We start from the raw sequence: 23,361 nt of genomic DNA, 5'->3' as shown, positions 1-23,361 counted from the left end.
TCCTAGGGAACACCTTTGCTATTTACTTTCTAAAAAATTTTTCAAACAAATAGGAAGCTCATTAGTTTCATCTATTGTTTTATCATTATCGCTACCATATAACAAAGTATCTTCAATTTCTTTTAATTTTTCTTCAGAAGTACCAGGCTCGAAATTAACAAAAGATTTTGGATTTATATTTGGATCATTTTCTTTTATATTTGAAAGAACAGAAGTTAAATATTTTACTGGAGCTCCAATCTTTTTCTTTTTATTATTTTCCCCCATTATACAAATAGCATTTTCTAATAATTCGGTTCCATATTCCTTTTCAAGTTTTTCTAATGTACTTATTGCTATTGGTTTCATACCATATTCCTTAAATATTTTTTCATAAGAATTATCTTTGCATGGAGCATTGGCTTCTACTATTACATCATCACTGCTAAATTCATATTGTCTAGTTTCAAAATCAGTACAAGTAAATTTAATTTGTGTTACTCTTCGTCCTGATTTTAACTCTTCATATTCAACTTTCATATTTAATTTTTCGTTTATTTCTTTTATAGCTGGTTTCAATACTTTCTTTTTAAAATTACCATAAACATCATATGAAGTTCCAGGGAAAATATCACATACTTCTTTAATTTGTTCAACTAAGTATGTTTTAGTTACAGAAATATTATTTCTGCTCCATATTCTTAGCATCTGATATATTTTTTGTGTATAAAATCCTTTTGCCTGTCTAACCATCTTTAAATCAATTGGGCTATACCCAAATTCTGTATAAGTCATTAATGCCATATAAACATTTTCGCTCATACTACAAGTAAAAATATCTAAATCATTGTCATAAATATACTCAGCTATTAAGGTTGCTGAGTAATCCCTTCTCCCTAATTTAAATTTAATATTTACCCCTATAAATTTGTCTAATACTTTTTTAATTTCTTCAATCGTTGTTTTATCATTATTAGTTATTATGCTTTTAATTTCCTCTCTGCTTAGTTTTGCAGTTCGCCAATTTAAATCCTTTGTTATTTGACATCTTTGTAGTAAAGTATCATATAATTTAAACTCAGAACTAGTTATAGTTTTATTAGCACTAGCCAATATTAAACCATTTGGTTTAAATAAAATCTCGTTATTATCCATTTTCTAACCTCTCTATTTTAAAAGTATACTATAAATATACAACTAGTACCATTTGCCAGTCAAGTACTAATTAAATCCCAAAAGGTACTAATTAAATCCCAAAAGGTACTAATTAAATCCCAAAAGGTACTATTTAAGTCCCAAAAGGTACTATTTAAGTCCCAAAAGGTACTATTTATCCTTCCTAAATATAGTAAAATAGCCATTTGTAGCTTGTCTAAATACATTAAATACATTAAAAACTTTAAATACATTAAACTACTGTTGAATTATTATGTAAAATAATAATTATTTTTTCATAAATATAATACGGAAATATGCTATAATTTATTTATCTATATATCGTACAAAGATGGGTACGGTGGTTTGTACATTTTTCCACCTTGGCTATTGGTGATTTATCACTAATGAGCAAAAGGTGGTGGTATTGGAGATGCAGGAGATTATAATAATCGGGGTTATAGTATTAGCTCTAATTAGAATGATATTGAAACATAACAAGGACTTTTCATTGGAATTACAGGTAAAGATACTTGGTTTGAATATAAAAATCCAAAGCAAAGAAAAAAAGCACCCATCTAGCAAATAGCGTGCTTTTTTCTTAATTTAAAAATCATTAAATTTCACCAATAGCCCGAAAGCTAAAAATGTTCTGATTAGGTTAGTGTTAGTAGCACTAACCTTTTCTTATTTATATTATATCAAAAATATAGTTAAAATAAACAAAAAAATTAAATAATATTATGTTTTTTAAAACTAAAAAAATTATTATCTCCAATAATAATATGGTCTAAAAAATTAATACCAAGAATCTTACTACTTTTATTAAAAAGTAAAGTTTCTTTAATATCATGATTACTTGGAGTAGGATCACCACTAGGATGATTATGAACTAGAATTATACTAGTAGAATTAGTTATTATAGCAGTTTTGAAAACTTCAGAAGGTGTAGTATTCAAAGTATTAATAGAACCAATTGAAACAATAGATATTGATGATATGTAGTTTTTTGAATCAAGAGTGATAGATAGTAAAAATTCTTTATCATAATTATTAAAAAATTTTTTTATATAATTATAAGTATCAATAGATGAGGAAAGTTTTTTTCTCAAAAAGGAAAGTTTTTTGTTTTTTTTAATACAGTTTCTTGAATATAAATTTTTTTCATATAAAATCTCCTTATATATAAAATTTTTCAAAAATATTATATAAGAGATAAAAAAGTAAGATAATATTTTTACATTATCTTACTTTTTTTATTAAGGAATATATTCATCATTATCTTCAGCTATTTTATGTTGATACATTGAAAAATCTTCATCATAATATACATTCTCATCGTTTTCTTTTAAATTAGTATTACTAATATTATTTTTAATAAAATCACTTTTATTAGGGTTATCAATATTAAATTCAGCTAGGAAGTAATTTAGTGAATCAATATCAATTTTTGACAGTTTATTTAAAATAGGTAATATTTTCTTATTGTAGATTTGAATTTCTTCAAGCAAATTAAGAGATTTATTAGAGTTAATTAAATCTATATTAAAGTCATTAGTATCAGTACGATTTATCTTATCATTAACTAAATCATCAAGGGTACAATTCATAATATCCGATAATTTAATAAGAGTATATATATTAGGGTCAATTTTTCCAAGTTCATAATATGAAAGCGTTGAACGAGAAATTTCTAATTTATCAGCAAGTTCTTGTTGGGTTATTTTATTTGATTTTCTAAAGTTTTTAATCTTATTACCTAATATAGTCCATTCCATTTTTAAAACCTCCTATATATAGTTTTATCAATATTTGATTAATAAAACTATAAAAAAGATTTTTATGACAATAAATAAGTCAAAAACTTAAAATTTGAGTAATATATTGACAAAAATATTTATTTTATGTTATTATTTGAACATAGTATTTTCAAAAAAATAAAAGTATTATATAAATTTGAAATTTAGGAAATATAGGGAATGAGGGAATTTTCCACCCTAACGGTTTGGGTGAATCATACACTTTTTTGGAATAAAGTAAAATTAATATAAATTTAAAGGTAAAAAATAGCAAGATAATAACCAGTATATTATCTTACTATTTTTCATAATTAGAGGATGGTTTGCTTTTAAATTCAGAATCATCAACAATATATTCATTATTTTTTGAGATTAAAGGTAAAATAGAATCTATTTTATTTCTAATACTCAATAGCTCAAATTCAATATTAATTGAATTTAAATTTATAAGTTTTGATTGTGATTCATTATCAAAAACTAAGTAATCTAATGAAATATTAAAATTTTCAGATAGTTTAATTAATGAATTAAGTGAAGGAGCAATTTTCCCGGATTCATAAGCAGAAATAGCTTGTTTAGTAGTTTCAAGTATTTCAGCTAATTGACTTTGAGTTAAATTATTAGATAATCTTAATTTTTTTAGTTTTTCTGGAAAATTTTCTAAATACATATATATCACCTATTATATTTATAACCTAATTTGATAAGGAAAATAAGTATAAAACAATTAAGTAAATAAAAAAGTTACTTAAGTAATCAAATAATTGACAGAAGTATTTGTTTTATGTTATTATTTGAACATAGTATTAAAAAATAAAAGTGTTATATAAATCAAAAATTTAAAGGAAATGGGAATTTTCCACCCTAACGGTTTGGGTGAACTATACACTTTTTTAGGAGGGTTTATGGTTAATAAGGGAAGTTGGAGAGAAGATGATAAAATATTAATAGAAATGTTTAATAATGGTTGTACAGCTTTAGAGATTTCTATAAAATTAAATAGAACAAAAGAATCAACTCAAAAAAGAATACAATATTTAAAAAAGAAAAAAATTATATTTGAACTTGATAGAAAACTAAAGCAAATAGAATTAAGAGAAATAAATAAGGCAATAAACTATGAAAATAGTAAACTTATGAGTGATAGTTCATTAATTAAATCAAGTTTATCAGCGTATAAAAATAATTCTAAAGGGGATTTAGTTTTAGATACAGAAAAGGCTAAAATAAATGGATATGAATATACTTACGATATGCCAAATAAATTAAGAAATAATGAAGGTAGGGAGTATGATAAAACCTTTATATATAGAAAAACAAGTTAATAATTTACAGGACTTTTTAGTAAAGGGATTACAAAAATATAAAATGCAAATTTTAATAATGGGACTGTAAGTTTATCAAGGGGAGTTTTTCTCCCCAATAAATAAAAGTGTTCCTCGGGAACACAAAATAATATAAAGTCAGAGGTGTATTATGAATTTTGAAAAAATAAAAGAAATTTTAAAAAATAGGAAAGTACAAATAATAGCAGGAACAGTAGCTGGAGTTTTATTATTAACAGTAGCTGGAACAATAATATTAAATAATAACAATTTAGAAAATAAAAATATCGTTGTAGAAAAAGATGATAAAAAAGCTTCTAATAAAGAAAATAATGAGATAAAAGAACAATTGGAAGAATTAAAAAGTATAGATACATCTAATATGTCAGATGAAGAAAAAAAGGAGTTGGAAAATAAAATAGCAGATACGGAAAAGAAAGTAGCTAATAATAATTCTGAATCAAGTGAAGAAGTTAGCTCTAATACTTCAACATCAAAGTCAAATTCTTCTTCAACAACTATATCAAATAGTGGTACAAGCAATAGCACAAATATAGGAGATAATTCTAATAGTAAACCATCTAGTGGAAGTTCTTCTAATTCAAATACTAGCAATAATACAGGAAGTTCTAGTAATGGTTCAACGGGTGGAAATACTACTAATAAAGAAGAAACTCACACTCATAACTGGATACCAATTACTAGTGTAGTACACCATGAGGAGCAAGGACATTATGAGAAAATTTTGGTTAGTGAAGCTTGGACAGAAGAAGTTCCAATTTATGAAGATAAGGAAGTTATGATATGTAATGATTGTGGAGTAGAATTAAATGCATCTAATTGTTATGACCATGTAGAAAATCATTTATTAAACGGTGGAAAAGGAAGTTGGAGAGAAGAATGGAAAAAGGTTCAAGTAGGAAGTAATAAAATAAATCATGATGCAATATATCAAGATAAATGGATTATCGACAAAGCAGCTTGGGATGAAACAGTTACTACTGGATATAAATGTAGTGGTTGTGGAGAAACTAAATAGTATGATTTATAAAAAGATAGAAAAGTTTTTTGATAAATATTTTGAAATTATATTAAAAATAGTATTAATTATAAATGCAGTTATGATAGTGATTTTATTTTGCATGATAAATACTTAGAAATTAAGATGTTTCATATAGTAATAAAAATATTAAAAAGTGTTCCCGAAGGACACAAAATATTAATAAGTTAATTTGATTAAAAAACACCTAATTATAGGTGTTTTTTTAGTACAAAAAATTATGTAACATAAAGAACTTCAACTATTAAATATAGTTGGAGTTTTTTAATTGCATAATTGAAAGGGGGAATTGCAATGGATACTTGTGTAATGTGTGGAGCTATTGTATTAAATGGGAACCATGTTTGTAAGTATTGTAGAGAGAAGATTGAAAATGAAAAAAATAAGGAGGGATGACAGTGAGAAAACTTAAAAGAATTTTAAGTTTAGTTCTAACTATGTGTATTTTTATAGGAATGGGTAGTGATATAAAAGCACAAGCACAGACTATAGAAGAAGTTGCTAAGTTAGAAATTAAAGTTAAAGGTGAAGGTACTGTTATTGTTAATGATGGCTATTCAGAATATTCTTTGGAGGATAATGATGTATTAAGAGCTAATGCAACTGTAAATAGTGATTTGAAATTAACAGTAACTCCTAATGATGGCTATTTAATATCATCTGTAAGTGGGGTTGATTCTCAAGTTGGAGAAAATGGAAACAGTAGGATATATGAAGTTAGTACAAAATTAGATGGTACTTTTATTGATGTAAGCTTTGAAAAAGAAACTAAAGAAGAAGTTGAAAATGAGATTAAAGAAGAAACTAAAGAAGAAGTTAATAATACAAAAGAAGAAGTTGAAAGTGAGATTAAAGAAGAAGCTAAAGAAGAAGTTAATAATGAAATTAAAGAAGAAAAAAGTGTATCTGAAGAAGCCAAGAAGTTTATTGCAGAATATGAATCAGGTAACTATGATTCTTCAGAATCATTAGAATTTAGAAAGTCTTTAGTAGCTACTAATAATTTAGAAGATTATGTAGATGAAGATTTCTTCTTTAAAGAAGATTATTTACAAGAATTAGAAGATACTTATTTAGGGGATTTACTTACTCTTATAAGATTATCTTCAAACTCTATTACATCTACAGATGAATTATTCGATGCTTATTATAAAGTAGATGCTAGGTATAGTTTAATACCATCTGTTAATAGGATGGTTAGATCAAGTTTCGATAGTTCTTCATTAAACTTAGCTATGGCTAGAAGTGTAACAGTTATGAGACCTAATCATAGTAATATTTCTGCACCAGAAAATAGTGTTACTTACTATGAGGGTGGGTATTTTATGGGACAAACTGGTGTGTATTCTGTTAATGGTAGAGCAGCGTTTTGTGCTGACCATACTAAGGCAGATCCTCCATCGGGAACTTTATTAGCTAATGTACATGAAGAAACTAATGACCTTATTAGAAAGATACTATACTATGGTTCAGAAGGACCAGCTCAAATAGGTGGTTGGACTTACAATTCTTTAAGATTAGGTACTGCAATGGCAATATCTAATATTAGACATGGTACTAGTAAAACTATGGGGGTTAGGTTGACAAATGCAGTTGCAGGTTTAGCATCTCCACCATCGTCTTTTAAGGCGTATATTGGAGATCCGTCAAATTCTTATTATCAATCTATTGCTTTTTGGGAATACAGTCCTAAGGGTTCATTGCAGATATCCAAATCTTCTGCTGATCCATCTATAACAAATGGAAATAGTTATTATGATATAACTGGGGCTGAATATGGAGTATATACTGGTTCTAATGCAACTGGTCAAATAGCAACCCTTACAATAGGTTCCAATGGTTGGTCTCAAGAGATATCTTTAGATGCAGGAACTTACTATATTAAGGAAATTAAGGCTCCTAAGGGATATGCATTAGATAGCAATATTTATCCAATAACTGTTACTTCGGGGAGTAGGGCTACAATGAATTTTACTGACAGACCACAAACTGACCCAGTTAGTATTATATTAAGTAAAGTAGATGCTGACACAGGGAATGCATCTCCTCAAGGTAATGGTACATTAGCTGACGCTCAATTTACTATTAGATTTTATGCAGGAGAATATAATGATGGTATTAATCCAGGAGATTTAGGAATAGCTCCTACAAAGACTTGGATACTAAAAACAGATTCTAACGGACGTTGTAGATTAAATGATGCTTACAAGGTATCGGGAGATAGTTTTTGGTACAATAGTCAAGGATTACCAACGTTGCCACTAGGTACTCTAACAATTCAAGAGACTAAAGCACCTATTGGATATAAGATAAATTCAGAAATTTTTATAAGAAGAATAACACCTAATGGTACGGCTGAAGGTGTTAGTACTTACAACGAACCAATAATAAAAGAAGATTCTTTAAATTTTGTTATAAAAAAGGTTCAAAGTGGAACTTCAACTTTAATACCTAATGCTAAGTTTAGACATACTTTACCTGATGGTACTACAGAAGAATTACAAACTGGTTCAAACGGTGAAGTAGTTATTAGAGGTTTAACTCAAGGTATTCATAAAATAGTTGAATTTGAAGCTCCTGAAGGCTATGAAGTAAATAAAAATGAATTTGTGTTTGAAGTTAAGTCAGATAATACAATAAGTGTTATTTCTAATACAACTAATATGGGTATGAGTTATTCAGAGTTTGAAGGTGATGGAATTTTAACAGTAAATGATGAGGTTAATCCATTTAGTATAAGATTAACAAAAGTAAATGATAAAGGGGCAGTTCTTGAAGGTGCTGAATTTACTTTATATTCAGATAGTGATTGTAATAATGCAATAGAAACACAATTAAGTGATGGAAATGGTAATCTTAAATTTAAAAATTTAAAACCAGGAACAAAATATTATATGAAAGAAACGAAAGCTCCTGAAGGGTATAGAATACCAGTAGATATCTTAGGAAGAGTTCATGTTTATGAAATATATGTAGAATCAACACCTGTTAATAATGTGTTTGATTACTATATAGACGGTGTTAAATACACAGTAAATGATACAGATTCTAGTAAGGATATATATTTAGCTGGAAATAAATCAGATAGAGAAGTAAATATAAAAGTTGTAAATATAATAGGTATGAAGTTACCTAAAACGGGTTCATGGTTAATGATACCTATATTATTAATTGGAGTAGGATTGATGTCTTATTCAGTTTTTTCAAACAAAAAGAAAATGAAAGTAGATAAAGGGGAATAGGGTAATGATAAGCAAGAAAACAAGAAAAATATTTTGTTCAGTATTATTGGCTGGAATAATAGTAGGTCAAATGAGTTCAATAAAGGTTTTTGCAGAAGCAAATACACAAAGTATAGTAGATGTAAGAGCTGAAGTAGGAACTCCAGGGGGAGTAGCAAATTTAGGTAAAGGAAGTGCACAAATAACTATTTCAGGAAATAGTGGACAAACATTAGTAGGGAAAAAGTTTAATGTGTACAAGCTATTTGATGCTGAAAACTCAGCAGGGTTAGAATCAATTAATTATACAATAAATCCTACTTATAAAACTCCATTACAAAATGTAGTAGGTAAGAAATTAAATAAAGCAGCAGCTCAAGTAACTGAATATGAAATAATTGATTATATTCAATCTTTAAATACTAATAAAGTTGAAGGTGCTCATGCAGATCAAACTTTAGAAGGTAGATATAGTGATTTCAGATACTTTGTAGAAGAACTAAGGGATGAAATTAAAAAGTTAAATATTAAAGGTGATGTTGTTAATGTAAGTGAAACTAAGGCTGATAATAGCATAGTTATTGCAGGATTAGACTATGGGTATTATGTTGTTGATGAAGTAACGGCTGTAGATGATACTCATTCAGCAAGTTCACTTTGTATGGTGAATACTGCTAATCCAAATGCAGAAGTACAAATAAAGTCAGATTATCCTTCTGTAATAAAGAAAATACAAGAAGATGATAATAAAGATAGCATAGGAAATAGTGGCTGGAATGATATAGGGGATTATGAGATAGGTCAAACGGTTCCTTATAAATTTGAATCAAATGTACCAAACATGAATGGTTATAATACTTATTATTATTGTTGGCATGACAAAATGAATGAAGCTTTAACTTTTAAGAAAGATACAGTTTCTATTACTATTGAAGGGAAGAATAAGAGTTATACTTTAAATCCAGGAGAATTTAATATAGTTGAAAATCCAGGAAAAGGAGAAACTTTTAAAGTTGAAATTACTGACTTAAAAGCTATAGTAGACAGGGAATTTAATAATAAAAATGCTTTAGGTGAAAATGAATATGGACAAAAGGTTATTTTAAGATATGATGCTACTTTAAATGATAAAGCTGCTAACGATACTGGTAGACCAGGTTTTGAAAATGATGTTAAGCTTGAATTTTCAAATAACCCTGATGGTGACGGACAAGGTGAAACTGGTGAAACTCCTTGGGACACAGTAGTGTGCTTTACATTTAAGGTTGAAGGTTTAAAAGTTAATGATCATAATTTAAATCTTGAAGGAGCTAAGTTTAGATTATATTCAGATAAAGATTGTAAAAATGAAGTATATGTTAAAAAATCTGCTGATGGATATATAGTAATTAATAGAGACAGCATTGGTGGAAGTGATCATACTGGTGGTACTAAACCACAAGATGCAGTAGAAATGGCATCAGATGCCAATGGCGTATTTAACATAATTGGATTAGATCAAGGAACATATTGGCTTAAAGAAACAGATGCCCCTGATGGATATAGACCATTATTAGACCCAATAGAAATTAATGTAGTACCAACTTATACAACTGATAGAAACAATTACATTAAAGGTGATGGAGCAACTGACAAAACATTAAAGACATTAGAAGCAACTGCTAAGATTAAATCTTTCTATTCAGGAATATTTAATACTGAAGATTTAAATTTAACTACAGATGTAAATGAAGGTTCAATGAACTTAACAGTAGTGAATAAAGTTGGAACTAAGCTACCTATAACTGGTTCACCAATGACTTTATTAATGGTTAGCTTAGGAACTGGAATTATGACTTACTCAATTAGAAGAAAGAAAAACTAATATATAGATAGGTAAAATTGTTATGGGAAAGAATAATATATTAAAAAAATTAAGTTTTTTATTAGGATTAATATTATGTTCTTACCCTTTGATTAGTGGGATAGTTCAGCAACAGGCTCAGAAAGGGACTGTTGCTACATATCAACAGATGATAAATAATTCATCTAATTCTTCTCTTGAAGAAGCATTATCAAAGGCAAAGGAGTATAATGAAGTTTTATTTGAATCACTTACTTCTTTAAGTAGTGATAAGCTAAGTATTTTAAGTGAAGAAAATTATAATACAACATTGGATATAGGAAATGGAATTATGGGAAGCATAGAAATTCCTAGTATTAATGTTAATTTACCTATATACCATGGAACTACTGATGAAGTATTATCTGCTGGTGTAGGACATCTTAATGGAAGTAGTTTACCTATAGGTGGGGTTAATACTAAAAGTATATTAACAGCTCATAGAGGATTGCCAAGTTCTAAGTTATTTACTAGATTAGATGAATTAGTAGAAGGCGATTTATTTTTTATAAGAGTATTAAATGAAACATTAGCTTATAAGGTCAATGATATACAAGTAATAGAGCCTGAAGATGTTGCTGGATTAGAAATTGAAGAAGGAAAAGATTTAGTTTCTCTTATAACTTGTACTCCATATGGGTTAAATACTCATAGGCTTGTAGTAACTGGTGAAAGAACTGAATATGAACCAGCTATATATGAGAGTATAGAAAGTAAAAATATGTCTATTAGAGAATATGTATTTTTAGCAATCCCATTTGTATTTTTAACAATAATTCTTGGAAGGAGGATTAATAGTGTTAGTAAAAAAGCTTAAAGTATTGGTATCAACATTAATATTATTAAGTGTACCAATTAGTGTTATTGCTTCACCGAGAGCTATAATTAGCGATTCTGTAATAATTGATAAAGGAGATGGAAGTGTAGTAATTCCACCAAGTGAGGTATTAAATGAAATACTAAATAATGAGACTTCTTTATCAAATAAGGGAAGTATAACTATAAAATTAGCAGATGCAAAAAATAATCAAAGCAAAGAAGGTGTTGAGTTTTCAATATCTAAGATAGCAGATATTGAAGATGGGCTTTACAAAGTAAAGGAAGATTATAAGGGTGTAGAAGTTGATTTAAATAATATAAAAACTGCTAATGATTTAGAATTAGCAGCCGAGCTATTTAAGAAAGTAGCAAAAACAGATAATTTAATGAAAACTAATGCTAGTGGAGAGTGTAATATTGAGGATTTAGATGTGGGAGTATATTTAGTATATGCTAAGAATATAGCAAATTACGATAATATAACTCCTTTTATAGTTTCAATTCCTTCATGGAATGAAACAGATAAATCTATGTCTTATGATATACAAGTAATACCTAAACATACTGAAATAATAAAAAAAGATAAGACTAAGGTTCCAGCAACAGCATATGATGGAAATTCAATTTATTTAGTTTTAGGAGGTATGGGTTTAATAGGTAGTTCAACTTTATTTTTTAAGGCAAGAAAGAAGGAATAATTTTGAAAAAGATAGTAGCAAGTGTTTTATTAGTAATTTCTATAATATTTCTATTTAAAGGCTTTATAGATTGGAAATATAGAATAACTAATAAAGTAAATAACGATAGTATTCGAGAGTTGGTAACTAACGAAAATGAGGAAGATCCATTAAATAGAATTATAGATTTTCAAAAATTAAAATCTATAAATAAGGATGTAGTAGCATGGATATACATTCCTGGAACGAAAGTGGATTATCCCATACTAGTAGGTGAAAGTGATGAAGAGTATTTATATAAAAATATAAATAAGGAGCATACCCCCCTAGGTTCCTTATTTGGTTTTAGTGGTACAAACTTTACAAAGGGTAATACTTTCATATTCGGACATAATATGGCTAGTAGTCAAATGTTTGGTGAACTTAGAAAATACTTATCTTCGGACTTTTTAGAAGAACATAGATATATATATGTATATACGGAAAGAAAAGCTATGAAATGTGATATATTTTCAATTTTTATTGCTAATGAAAATGATGATGTGTTTAGTGGTCAATATGAACTAGGGACTGTAGAATATATAGATTTACTTTCAGAATTGGTTAATAGAAATAATTATAGTAATAATAACTTGAAAAAGGATATTATAGAATATTCAACTACACAAGTTTTTAATCTAATAACTTGCTACGGAAGAGAAGGTACTTCTGATAGATTACTTGTTAATGGAATAGTTGTAGAAGAAAAAATAAGATAAATGATAAAGGTGTTCCTAGGGGACACCTTTTAATTATAAGAAAAAATAATATAAATATGAAATAAAAAATGTATCCCCGAAGAACACTTTTTATTATTAAGTAAGTTAACTAAAGTGAGCAAATTTATGCTTATTTTAGTTAATTTATAAAAGGCAATTTAAGGGAGGTAACAATATGAAGGGAAAGAATCCAACAAGACAACAAAAAAAGATAATGCAGGAAAGAAGATTAAATCCGAATAATTGGTTAGTATTAAAAAATCCAACAAGTGAATTACATATCCAGCATAGAGAAAGTAAGAAGATAAAAATATTATCTATTTAGGTGTACTATATGGAAAATAAAATGATAAAGTGGATAAATAATTATATAGATAAAAAAATGAAAGAAGGAAGAAAATTTATTAATAAAATAAATATTAAAGAAAAAAGTAGATATTAAAAGAAATGAGTGAGAATTATGATGTTTATGAGTGTTATAGCAATAGTTTTATCAGTATGTGGAGTTGCAAGTGTAGCTTGTGTTATTGTAGGAGCGAAATCTGAAAAAAATATTTAAAAAGTGTTCCCCAGGGACATATTTTTGAAGGAATAAATTTGTTAATAAGATAAAAAGATGTCCCCGAAGGACATCTTTTATTATTAGGTAAGTTAAATAAAGTAAGTATTTTTATACTTATTTTATTTAGGTTATAAGGTAAATAAAATTAAAATACATATTTGGAGGAAAAGACATGGAGACAATAAAGGTAGCGATAAGAATTACCGAGGAAATAAGAATAAAATTAGAAGAGTATATAGTTATGAATGGGTTGCATAGACAAAGAATAAAATACAATCAATTAGCAGAGCAAATAATAAGGGATTGGTTGAAGAATCCAAAGTTAAATAAAGAAAAAATAATTTATGGTACATCAAGTAAAACTAGGGGAGGTAGGGTAAGTATAAACTTAACGGAAGAAGAACATATAAGAGCATATGAAATATATGTAGCTGAATACATAAGAGAGTGTAGAAGTTTAAATATATTATTATATAATGTTTTGTTGCAGTTTGTTGATAATAATTTTAGTGATTTTGAAATATAAGAAAGTAGACCAAACGGAATATTAAGTAACGGAACAAAGTGAGTAAGTTAATGTGTAGTGCGGTAGAAGTTTAAAGTGTTCCTTGGGAACACTTTTGGAAAGGAAGTAATATGGGAAAGGCAGATAAATATATAGAAAAACAAAAGTGTCAAAATAGTCAACTTAACCCTTTTAAAAACAGAAAGAAGTATGATTTTACAGAAATGATAGAGCATAGTAAAAATCAAAATAGATTCGTAAATAAAATCATAAATAGAAAATTAAAGTAGTGAATAATTTTATCTTTATGAAGATGTTAAAGATGAATTAGAAGAAATGGTTTTTCTTGTTACAGATAAGATATTTTTAATAGAAGCTGATACGAGTGATGAATTTAATGAAAAATATAATAATTTCATTTTAAAAGCACAAGAGAGTAAACCTAAAAGAATTTATTGTCAACCTAATTATATTCGTATTAAAAGTAAGAGTGAAATTCAGTTTGCTAATAAAAAATATACAATGATTATAAACTATGAAGAATTTATGTTAAAAAAAGAATATAGCAATGAAGAATATCTAAAAAGAAAGGAGCAATTTGAAATGCTCTATAAAGAATATAGAGAATATTTAAGTGTTTTTTGTAAGAAGCATAATACAACTGTTAATGAAATTTTGAAATGGTTATAGATTTTATATTAAGTGAAAGTGAGAAAAATAGAAATGAAAAAGTATAGAATAGCATATGATAATTTATTTTTACCTAATGATTTAGAAAATGGTATATATTATAACAATGAAAAAATTACAGATATTTCTATTTACATGGTATTTAGAGTTATAGATAAATCAACTGGTGAAGAAGTGTATTTTCAAGACGAAGATTTAATCGAACAAAAGTTAGAGTATGCAAAAAATAAATACTGTTATGTAGATAATTTTTATAAATGTGTAATTGATGAAAATGAGATATTTAGAATGATACCAAATGAAAAATTATTAAAAGAAAGCAATTATATTGTTTTATATGAAATTGGAGATTGTTTTAAATGGTTAGGTTCAGATAATCCAGTATTAATTAAATATGAGGAATTTGTAGATATTTTAAAAAATAACTTATCTGAATTTAATAATTCAGATAATAAACCTACTCAAAGTACTGCTTACTATGTAGTAGAGATTAATAAATAATTAAAAAAGAGTATAAAGAACTTATTAAAACATTAGGTGGAGGGGAGATATGTGTATAAAAGGATTAAAAAGTAAAAGATTTGATTTGCTATGTTGGTGTGATCCTAAAACACAACAGTGATTAAATGTAATATAGAGCCTATAACAATAATTTTAGATGAAATAACAAAATTTCAATGGTATATTTCAGAAACAATTAATGAAAGTGGAAATATTATTGAAGGAGAAACGTGTGAATCATATGTGGTATCAACAAAAAGAATAAAAGAAAAAAATTATTGTGGTAAGTATTTGTATTGTGAGTATTTAAATAATAAATTAAATGTATATGAAAAAACTGAATATATACTTTTGGAAGCAAGTGTTGATATTATGATTAATAAAGGAGTTATATTTGATGATATTTCTGAATTTGATGAAAAAGGATATATAGTTAATGTAACTAATAAATTAGAGATAGCAAAGGAGTTATTAAATAATACAAAAAACATATATTTAAGGCTTTTCATTGAAAAATATATAACTAATTTTAATGAAATTCAAAGTAAGAATAATTCTTTATTAGAATATTTAGATTTTGATAAATGTATTGAGTATATTGATAAATCTAAATTTGATATTACTGAATGGGGGCTGTGGGAAATACCACTTTCAAATATTTATATATTCTATAATAAAAATTCAAAACAATTATTTGATTTAATTATTGATGATAAAAATATAATTCCAGCATATATAGATGAAAAATCTAACTCAATTAATGCAAATTCTATTCAAGAAGCAATAGAAAAGTATAAAAAGTAATTTATAATTCATTGAAAGTGAGTGAAAATAATGAACAAAAAAATAGAAGTGAATAGTGAGATTAAAGAAGTAAAAAGATTAATAGAAGAGAATGAAATTAATAAAGCAGAATTTAAAGCTTTTGAATTAGCTGAATCTATATTTCCATATAAAAATAATGGTGATCCATATTTTACCAATGAATGTGTAAATGTGATAAGTAAAATTATTATGAAAGAATATAAGAAAAGTTGTAAAGAGGAAATTAATGTAGATTATATTATAAATAATTTTGAAGAGTTATCAAAAGAAGTAATTGATGTGCCGGAAATGGTGAAAGCAACATTAAAGGCTGAGATATTAGAAAAATTAAAATCATTAAGATAAAGGTATCCCCAGGGGATACCTTTTAATTATGCAATTAATATTCTATTTAATATAGATGAAAGGTGTGTTATATATGAATATAGATAAGACTAGGTTAACAATAATGAATGGATTAGAAGTGAAAAAAGGTATATTAGATAATTGTAAAATAATAGATTGTAAAAATGAAAAAGTAAATTATGAAAGCTAAGATAAATAATTTAATTTAGATAAAGGTGTTCTTCGGGAACACCTTTTTATTATAAATATTTTTAGAGAAGAACTTCTGACAGGCAATAGCCGAGAGTTTTTTTTTATTGAAGGGAGGTGATTATATGGCGGGAGAAAAGCTTGATAAAGATATTAAAGAAATTGCAGTTGCGATAATTGAAGCAAGTGGAAAAACTTATGAAGAATGGTTAAATGAACAACATAGGAATGTTATATTTACAAATTCAAAGTTATTGAAGGAAAGTCTAAATTTAAGAAAGGAAATAGGTAATTAATTGTATTGGAAATTAAGATTAGAGGAATTTCAAAAGCAGTAATTAGTAAAATTGATGAAAAAGCAAAAGAATTAGGATATAAAAGTAGAAATGAATTTTTAAAAACATATTTAGAAAGACAATTTTTATATCTTGATAAATTAGTAGAATATGAAGGAAAATATGAAATTCTACTTGATAAAGTTCTTAAAGTATTAGATTACAATACTTTAGCATTAAATAAATTTTGTGAAGAAAATCTTATAGATGTAGAAGAAATAGTAAAAGAAGATAGATTTAAGGAGGAAGAATAAATGGATGTTGTACAACAATTAGCAAATATGGGAAATGAATTTATTGGATGGATGCAAATTTTAGGTGTAGTTGGAGCAGCTATAGCTTTTGCAATAGGTGGATTTATTCAGATATTTGGTGGAGCAGAAGGATTAAGAAAGGCTAAACCTTGGTACATAGGAGCTGGAGTGGGACTTATTTTTATATTAGGTTCTTCTGCAATAGCTGCTTTCTTAGAATCAAAAATAACATTTTAAAAAAGGGGAAGTTTAAACTTCCCTTTTTTTATAGGAGGATATATGAAGAAGTTTATTTCAGATGTAAAAAAAGAATTAAATGATTTATTAGCAGAAAAAGAAGCTAATAGAGAAATGAAATTAATAAAACGATTAGCAGATAAAAAGATACTATTATCTTTTATAATAGGAGTATTTTTAATAGTAACTATTTTTGTTAATTTAATTTCTAATTCTATAGATGGAATGTTTTTAATGTTAGCAGGAGGAGAAAGTAATTTTAATATTTTATTTAATTTATTTATGCCTAATTTGGGATATCCATTATTGTATTTATTTGCATATGGAATAATGACATTAGTATTGATTAAATTTATTTTTAATTTTAGAGCATCATTTAAGGATATAAGTGAGGGGCAAAAAGGGACAAGTAGATTTACTACTATGGAAGAAATAAAAGAGCAATATAAAAGTGTTTATGAAGTCGAAACAGAAGAAGAAAGAAAACAGGGAGGTTATTCAGGAAAAGGTGGGGTTATTATTTCAAGGGATAAAGATATACTTTTTATAGATGATAGCCCAACTAATAATATGACAATAGGAACATCTAGGAGTGGAAAAGGTGAATTATTTGTATTTCCTACTATTGATTTATATTCGAGAGCTGAAGAAAAAGCTTCATTAATAGTTAATGATCCAAAGGCTGAGTTGTATGGTGCTTCAAAGGAGATACTTGAAGCTAGAGGATATAGAGTAGAAGTTTTAAACTTAATAAATCCATTAAATTCAATGAGTTATAATCCACTTCAATTAGTAATAGATGCTTATGAGAAAAAAGATTACAGCACTGCTCAAAGTTTATGTAAAACATTAACTCATATGCTTTATTATAAGCCTGATACAAAAGACCCTTTTTGGCAAAATTCAGCTATGAGTTTAGTTAATGCTTTAATTCTTGCAGTTACAGAGAAATGTTTTGAGGATTGCAAAATATATTATAAAAAGATAGATGAACTAAAAAATAGTGATAATAAAAGTAAGGGTAAATTAATAAGTAACCTAGAAAAAGAAGTTGAAAAAATAAAATCAAAAATAACACTTTATACAGTTGCAAATATGCTATCAGAATTAGGTTCTAAGACAGATATTAAAGGTAATAATGAATTAGATAAGTATTTTTCAAATTTACCAGTAGAATCAGTAGCAAAAATGCAGTATGCAACGTCTAACTTCTCTAAAGGAGAAGCTAGAGGATCTATATTTAGTGTTGCAATGTCAGAGCTTAACATATTTACTATGGATGAAATAGCAAAGTTAACATCTAAAAATTCTATAAATTTAAAAGATATAGGTTTTAAGTCAGAAGATAATAGACCAGTAGCTTTATTTATGACGGTTCCAGATTATGATACATCAAATCATGTTATAGCAAGTATATTTGTTAGACAGTTATATTATGTCTTAGCAAAAGAAGCTACCTTCAATATTCCTGCTAAATGTGATAGAGAAGTCATTTTCTTATTAGATGAGTTTGGAAATATGCCAGCCATAGAAAGTATGGCTAACATAATAACAGTTTGCTTAGGTAGAAATATTAAATTTAATTTAATTATTCAAGGTATATCACAATTAAAAAAATTATATGGAGATGACTATAAAACTATATTAGGAAATTGTTCTAATAAGTTTTATATATTTACCAATGAAGTAGAAACGGCTGAAGAGTTTTCAAAGTTATTGGGAGATAAAACAATTACAACTTATTCAAGGAGTGGAGAAATACTTGATACAACTAAACACCAAACAGAAAGTGTTGATGGAAGAAAATTATTAACTACAGATGAATTAATGCACTTAGAAGAAGGTGAAGTTGTTATTGTTAGAGGAACTAAAAGACGAGATATTAATGGAAAGAAGATTAGACCATTTCCTATTTTTAATACGGCAGAGCATACTCTTAAATATAGATATGAGTATTTAGGTGATTTCTTTGATAATACAAAAAATCTTATAAATAAAGAAATACCAACTCTTCATAAGAGTGTAGATTTAAAAGAGTTAATACTATTTAAAGACGATAAAGAAGAAAATACTATACAAAATAAGCCAATAACAGAAGATGTAGAAGCGATTAATGAGTATATAACAAAAGAAAAAGATGTAGAGCTAGGAAGAATATATACGCCTAAAGACCTTGATAATATTAATCGAGAAATAGAAATGAGAAAGAAAGGTGTTGAAGTTTTTAATGAAAACTCTATGTGGAGCAATTTATATAAGGTAGCAAATGAAATTAACAATGAAAAGTTAAATAGTTATATAAAAATAGGAGAAGAAGAAATAAAAAATATGAAGTAGGAGGTGTGATTTTTGGACACTCTTTATACATTAATTGAGAATGGAGTTCTTGAACTAGGAAATGTATTTGAAAGTTGTATTAGATGGTTAGGTTGGGGATTAGTAACCTTACTTGCTAAATTAGTCAATGGAATTGAAAGTACATCTAATAAGGTATATACAATAAATGGATTTTTCAATAGTTCAGAAGTAAGTCAATTAATAGATAAGTATGAACCTTTAGTTTGGACTATACTTGCTATTTCAATAGGTATACTAGGGTTCAGAATTACATTTAATAGGCAGCAAAATAGAAATGAGTTACCATCAAATATATTATTTTCAGTATTAGTAGTAGTATTACTTTCTACTTTTATGACAAAGATGAATGAGATAACTAAAATAGCGATAAGTAGTATAAATAATACTAATCAAAGTATAACAGATACATTAGTTAAAGAAAGTTTATATGATATATATTATTTGGATGACAATAATTTTAATTTAGCCGGAGAAACAAATAATATAAGTGCAGATAGTATATATAATATAGATATAAATGAAGCTATAGATACAAGTGAAGTTAAAGATTCAGATTTATTCAAGAAAAAGATAATTTTCGAAGAAAATGGAGATAAAAAATTAGTTAAGCTAGAGAAAGGATGGTTTTCAATAGATGAAATGTATTATAGATATAATATTGATTTTATATCAGTAATCATCTCTCTTGGAGCTATTGGAGTAGCATTTGTTTGTATTATGTTAAAAGTTATAAGGTTATTATTTGAATTAGCATTTAATAAACTTTTTATAACATTACTAGCATTTGCAGATATTAGTGATGGTAAAAGGTTGAAAGAAATGGTAAAGCATATAATATCCATATTTATAGTTATATTTATTACTGCTGTATTAACTAATATGTATATGTTATATAATTCATGGATAACTAAAAGTCTTGTTGCTAATGGATTAGGTAATAATGGAATATTAAAAATATTATTTATTGTAGGTGGAGCAATAGCAGTTATAGATGGTCCTAATTTAGTAGAAAGAATACTTGGAATAGATGCAGGGTTAAAGAGTTCATGGGGAACTTTAATGGCTGGATATGGAGTAGCAAAGGGAGCATTAAATTCAGGAAAATTATTAGCTGGATTATTACCTAGGTTAGGAAATGGATTTGCTTTAGGTATGGCTGGTGTTGGTGGAGCTATGTCAGGAATGTTTGACGGAAAAGATAAAAATAATATACCTAATAAGGAAAATGATTCAGATATTAAAAAGCAAGATAAAACTGTAGATAGTCAATCAAGTCAAATGAAAGCGAGTAAAGACAATGAAGCAGATTTAAATACTATAAATGATAAATTTAAGGATATAGATGAACTTAAAAATAATTCAGCTAATGATATTAATATGCAAAATAAAAATGGAGATAAACCAGGAAGCTTAGGTGGAGAAAGCTTACAAGAACAAATGAAAGCAAATAAAAATAATTCAGCTAATTTAAATGCTTTAAATGATAAGTTTAAGGAAATAGATGAATTAAGAAACAATCCAAATAAAGATTTTGGTAAGAATAACTTAGAAGATAATGATTCAAAAGGATTAGATGGAAAGACTGTACAAGAAGGAATGAAGTCATTTAAAAATAATGAAAGTAATTCAAATTCACCAGGTGATAAGTTTAAAGATATAGAAGGTTTAAGGAACAATCAAAATAATGATCTTGATAAGAATAACATAGCAGCTAGTAAAACAAAGGGATTGGATGGACAGACTGTACAAGAAGGAATGAAGTCATTTAAAAATAATGGAAGTAATTTAAGTTCATTAAATGATAAATTTAAAGACATAGAAAATCTAAGAAATAATCCAAATAAAGATTTTAGTACAAGTAATATAGAAGGTAATAAATTAAAAGGATTAGAAGGACAAACTATTCAAGAAGGAATGAAGTCATTTAAAAATAATGGAAGTAATTTAAGTTCATTAAATGATAAATTTAAAGACATAGAAAATCTAAGAAATAATCCAAATAAAGATTTTAGTACAAGTAATATAGAAGGTAATAAATTAAAAGGATTAGAAGGACAAACTATGCAAGAAGGAATGAAAGCTGTTAAAAATAATGGAAGTAATTTAAGTTCATTAGATGATAAATTCAAAGACATAGAAAGTCCAAGAAATAATCCAAATAAATATTTTAGTACAAGTAATATAGAAGGCAATAAAATAAATGGATCAGAAGGACAAACTATGCAAGAAGGAATGAAAGCTGTTAAAAATAATAGAAGTAATTTAAGTTCATTAGATGATAAATTCAAAGACATAGAAAGTCCAAGAAACAATCCAAATAAAGATTTTAGTACAAATAATATAGAAGGTAATAAAATAAAGGGATCAGAAGGACAAACTATGCAAGAAGGAATGAAAGCAGTTAAAAATAATACAAGTAATTTAAATGCTTCAGAAAATAAATTTAAAGATATAGGAGATTCAAGAAATTCTATAAATAAAAATAATACAGATAGTGTAGGAAGGGGAAATGCAACAGAAAATATAAATACTAAGGAGATAAAATCTAATACTGAAGATAAAACAAATGTAGTATCAAATAATAAAGGTAATGTAGCTAATGAATCTACAAATAATAAGAATAACTCTGAAAATAACAATGCTGGAAGAAAAGAAGTTAAGGGAGAAATGGAAGATAGGACTATTGGTCAATATATGAAAGACAAATTACAAGGATCAAGATTTGTTGATAACATTAATAGGGCTTATAGCTTAGGATACAATACTACAAGTAAATGGGATATTAAAAATAAAAATAAGAAAGGAAGAAAGAAATAATGGCTTACGTTTTACCAAAGGAAATTTCATCATCAGTTAAATTAACAAAAAACCTATATGTTTTTGATTTAGTTTTTATGGGAATATTTATGTGTGTTGTATGGATATTAAATTTCTTAGTATATCCTCCATTAAGAACTTTTTATTATATTTTTATGGCTATTATGGGACTTTATTTTAGGAGTAATAGTTCAATTAATCCGAAAAGGAGAAAGTACCAAAGTATATATTATGCTTTGGTTAGAAATAGAAAAGCTTATATAAGAGAATAGGAGTGGTAGAAATACCATTCCTATTATTTTGGGAGGAATTAAAGAATGTCAGTAAGAAAATTTGATGATATTAAAATAGAAAAGGAGAAAAAGAATATAAAAGTAAAGCTAACAAAAGAAGAAAAAAAGATAAAGAAAGAGGAGAAGAAACAAAAAAAATTAGAGTTAAAAGAAATAAGAAAAGCTAACAAAGATGTATTAGCTTCTACTAAGGAGCTATTAGGTTTTATAGATGTAGATGATGATGACAGCATAATAATGAAAAATGGATATTTAGATATATTCCAAATTGATAGTAAGGATATATATTCTTTAACTGATGTTGAAACTACAATGAATATATATAATTTTATAGCCTTTTTAAGGTCATATCCATTTGATATAAAATTAATAACTATGAATTTCCCAGTTAATACATTAAAGCAACAAGAGTTTATCAAGAAGAAAATAAAAGAGTGTGATAATGAAAAATATTATTATGAATTAATAGAAGAGTTAGAACAATTAGTGTATTTAGAATCAACTAGGCAAAATAGAGAATTTTATATCATGATATTTATTAAAGATACTGAAGAGAAGGACAGTATTAAGAGAACATTGTTTAGAAGTCAAAATATAGCAGTTCAACTTATTCCATTAACTGTAGAAAAGAAATTAAAAATATTATTTAAATTAAATAATCCCAACACAAAACTTATTAACTAAGGAATAAATAAAAAAGAAACATAATATTACTTAATTTGATATTTTTAGATAAAATTTGATATAATTTTAGTATATAAAACTTAGGGGGGAT

At 26.5% G+C, this 23,361-nt stretch carries 25 protein-coding genes; 21 read left to right on the top strand and 4 right to left on the bottom strand.

Going from position 1 to position 23,361, the window contains the following annotated elements; genetic code table 11:
- Positions 1-18 precede the first annotated feature (18 nt).
- From HCG70_RS11135 to HCG70_RS11120, 4 genes are all read right to left on the bottom strand, one after another.
- A complete protein-coding gene (locus tag HCG70_RS11135) occupies positions 19-1,134 on the bottom strand; it encodes a replication initiation protein (protein ID WP_221697757.1) in 1,116 nt (371 codons plus the stop codon).
- Between the two features lie 731 nt (positions 1,135-1,865).
- Positions 1,866-2,246 carry a JAB domain-containing protein gene (locus HCG70_RS17800; RefSeq protein ID WP_367881833.1) on the bottom strand — a complete coding sequence of 127 codons (381 nt, stop codon included), beginning with the start codon at positions 2,244-2,246 and terminating at the stop codon, positions 1,866-1,868.
- Between the two features lie 147 nt (positions 2,247-2,393).
- The gene (locus HCG70_RS11125; protein WP_221697755.1) at positions 2,394-2,912 is read right to left on the bottom strand and encodes a helix-turn-helix transcriptional regulator; all 519 of its coding nucleotides are present in this window, start codon (positions 2,910-2,912) and stop codon (positions 2,394-2,396) included.
- 319 nt (positions 2,913-3,231) lie between these two features.
- Complete coding sequence (locus HCG70_RS11120) at positions 3,232-3,603, bottom strand: helix-turn-helix domain-containing protein (protein WP_221697754.1); 372 nt, start codon at positions 3,601-3,603, stop codon at positions 3,232-3,234.
- A 235-nt stretch (positions 3,604-3,838) separates the two neighbouring features.
- Here HCG70_RS11120 and HCG70_RS11115 point away from each other — a divergent pair, with 235 nt between their 5' ends.
- The 21 genes from HCG70_RS11115 to HCG70_RS11015 all read left to right on the top strand — a co-directional run bounded on the left by HCG70_RS11115 (position 3,839) and on the right by HCG70_RS11015 (position 23,270).
- Positions 3,839-4,258 carry a hypothetical protein gene (locus HCG70_RS11115; RefSeq protein ID WP_221697753.1) on the top strand — a complete coding sequence of 140 codons (420 nt, stop codon included), beginning with the start codon at positions 3,839-3,841 and terminating at the stop codon, positions 4,256-4,258.
- Positions 4,259-4,409: 151 nt separating this feature from the next.
- Entirely contained in the window at positions 4,410-5,297 is an 888-nt protein-coding gene (locus tag HCG70_RS11110; RefSeq protein ID WP_221697752.1) for a hypothetical protein, read from the top strand.
- Between the two features lie 419 nt (positions 5,298-5,716).
- Entirely contained in the window at positions 5,717-8,560 is a 2,844-nt protein-coding gene (locus HCG70_RS17685; RefSeq protein ID WP_221697751.1) for a SpaA isopeptide-forming pilin-related protein, read from the top strand.
- Positions 8,561-8,564: 4 nt separating this feature from the next.
- Entirely contained in the window at positions 8,565-10,403 is a 1,839-nt protein-coding gene (locus HCG70_RS11100; protein WP_260457813.1) for an isopeptide-forming domain-containing fimbrial protein, read from the top strand.
- Positions 10,404-10,425: 22 nt separating this feature from the next.
- Positions 10,426-11,238, top strand: coding sequence for a class C sortase (locus HCG70_RS11095; protein WP_221697750.1), 813 nt, complete (start codon positions 10,426-10,428; stop codon positions 11,236-11,238).
- The gene (locus HCG70_RS17680) at positions 11,219-11,938 is read left to right on the top strand and encodes an LPXTG cell wall anchor domain-containing protein (protein ID WP_221697749.1); all 720 of its coding nucleotides are present in this window, start codon (positions 11,219-11,221) and stop codon (positions 11,936-11,938) included. The genes HCG70_RS11095 and HCG70_RS17680 overlap by 20 nt, the downstream gene beginning before the upstream one ends.
- Before the next feature lie 2 nt (positions 11,939-11,940).
- A complete protein-coding gene (locus tag HCG70_RS11085) occupies positions 11,941-12,675 on the top strand; it encodes a class B sortase (protein WP_221697748.1) in 735 nt (244 codons plus the stop codon).
- A gap of 175 nt (positions 12,676-12,850) precedes the next feature.
- Entirely contained in the window at positions 12,851-13,000 is a 150-nt protein-coding gene (locus tag HCG70_RS11080) for a DUF6906 family protein (protein WP_166484756.1), read from the top strand.
- Between the two features lie 409 nt (positions 13,001-13,409).
- Positions 13,410-13,763 (top strand): hypothetical protein, encoded by a 354-nt coding sequence (locus tag HCG70_RS11075; protein ID WP_221697747.1) that lies wholly within the window; start codon positions 13,410-13,412, stop codon positions 13,761-13,763.
- Between the two features lie 110 nt (positions 13,764-13,873).
- Positions 13,874-14,032 (top strand): hypothetical protein, encoded by a 159-nt coding sequence (locus tag HCG70_RS11070; RefSeq protein ID WP_221697746.1) that lies wholly within the window; start codon positions 13,874-13,876, stop codon positions 14,030-14,032.
- Positions 14,033-14,078: 46 nt separating this feature from the next.
- A complete protein-coding gene (locus HCG70_RS11065) occupies positions 14,079-14,432 on the top strand; it encodes a hypothetical protein (protein ID WP_221697745.1) in 354 nt (117 codons plus the stop codon).
- A gap of 33 nt (positions 14,433-14,465) precedes the next feature.
- A complete protein-coding gene (locus tag HCG70_RS11060; RefSeq protein ID WP_221697744.1) occupies positions 14,466-14,933 on the top strand; it encodes a hypothetical protein in 468 nt (155 codons plus the stop codon).
- A 117-nt stretch (positions 14,934-15,050) separates the two neighbouring features.
- Positions 15,051-15,737, top strand: a complete 687-nt coding sequence (locus HCG70_RS17425) for a hypothetical protein (RefSeq protein WP_260457812.1) — start codon at positions 15,051-15,053, stop codon at positions 15,735-15,737.
- 30 nt (positions 15,738-15,767) lie between these two features.
- Positions 15,768-16,103, top strand: a complete 336-nt coding sequence (locus HCG70_RS11050; protein WP_221697743.1) for a hypothetical protein — start codon at positions 15,768-15,770, stop codon at positions 16,101-16,103.
- 314 nt (positions 16,104-16,417) lie between these two features.
- Complete coding sequence (locus HCG70_RS11045; RefSeq protein ID WP_221697742.1) at positions 16,418-16,588, top strand: hypothetical protein; 171 nt, start codon at positions 16,418-16,420, stop codon at positions 16,586-16,588.
- A gap of 5 nt (positions 16,589-16,593) precedes the next feature.
- A complete protein-coding gene (locus tag HCG70_RS11040) occupies positions 16,594-16,881 on the top strand; it encodes a hypothetical protein (RefSeq protein ID WP_221697741.1) in 288 nt (95 codons plus the stop codon).
- Positions 16,882-17,118: a hypothetical protein gene (locus tag HCG70_RS11035; protein ID WP_221697740.1), complete on the top strand. Its 237-nt coding sequence runs from the start codon at positions 16,882-16,884 to the stop codon at positions 17,116-17,118.
- A gap of 42 nt (positions 17,119-17,160) precedes the next feature.
- Positions 17,161-19,455, top strand: coding sequence for a VirD4-like conjugal transfer protein, CD1115 family (locus HCG70_RS11030; RefSeq protein WP_221697739.1), 2,295 nt, complete (start codon positions 17,161-17,163; stop codon positions 19,453-19,455).
- Positions 19,456-19,467: 12 nt separating this feature from the next.
- Positions 19,468-22,293: a pLS20_p028 family conjugation system transmembrane protein gene (locus HCG70_RS11025; RefSeq protein WP_221697738.1), complete on the top strand. Its 2,826-nt coding sequence runs from the start codon at positions 19,468-19,470 to the stop codon at positions 22,291-22,293.
- Entirely contained in the window at positions 22,293-22,565 is a 273-nt protein-coding gene (locus tag HCG70_RS11020) for a DUF5592 family protein (RefSeq protein WP_055276923.1), read from the top strand. The genes HCG70_RS11025 and HCG70_RS11020 overlap by 1 nt, the downstream gene beginning before the upstream one ends.
- A gap of 45 nt (positions 22,566-22,610) precedes the next feature.
- On the top strand, positions 22,611-23,270 hold the full coding sequence (locus HCG70_RS11015; protein ID WP_221697737.1) for a hypothetical protein: 660 nt from the start codon (positions 22,611-22,613) through the stop codon (positions 23,268-23,270).
- Positions 23,271-23,361 lie beyond the last annotated feature (91 nt).

Source organism: Clostridium sp. K04 (assembly GCF_019734375.1).
In the GTDB taxonomy this organism is placed as follows: Bacteria; Bacillota; Clostridia; order Clostridiales; family Clostridiaceae; genus Clostridium; species Clostridium saudiense.
The sequence above is the reverse complement of the archived record's forward strand: the minus strand, read 5'-3'. Positions and strand labels throughout refer to the sequence as shown.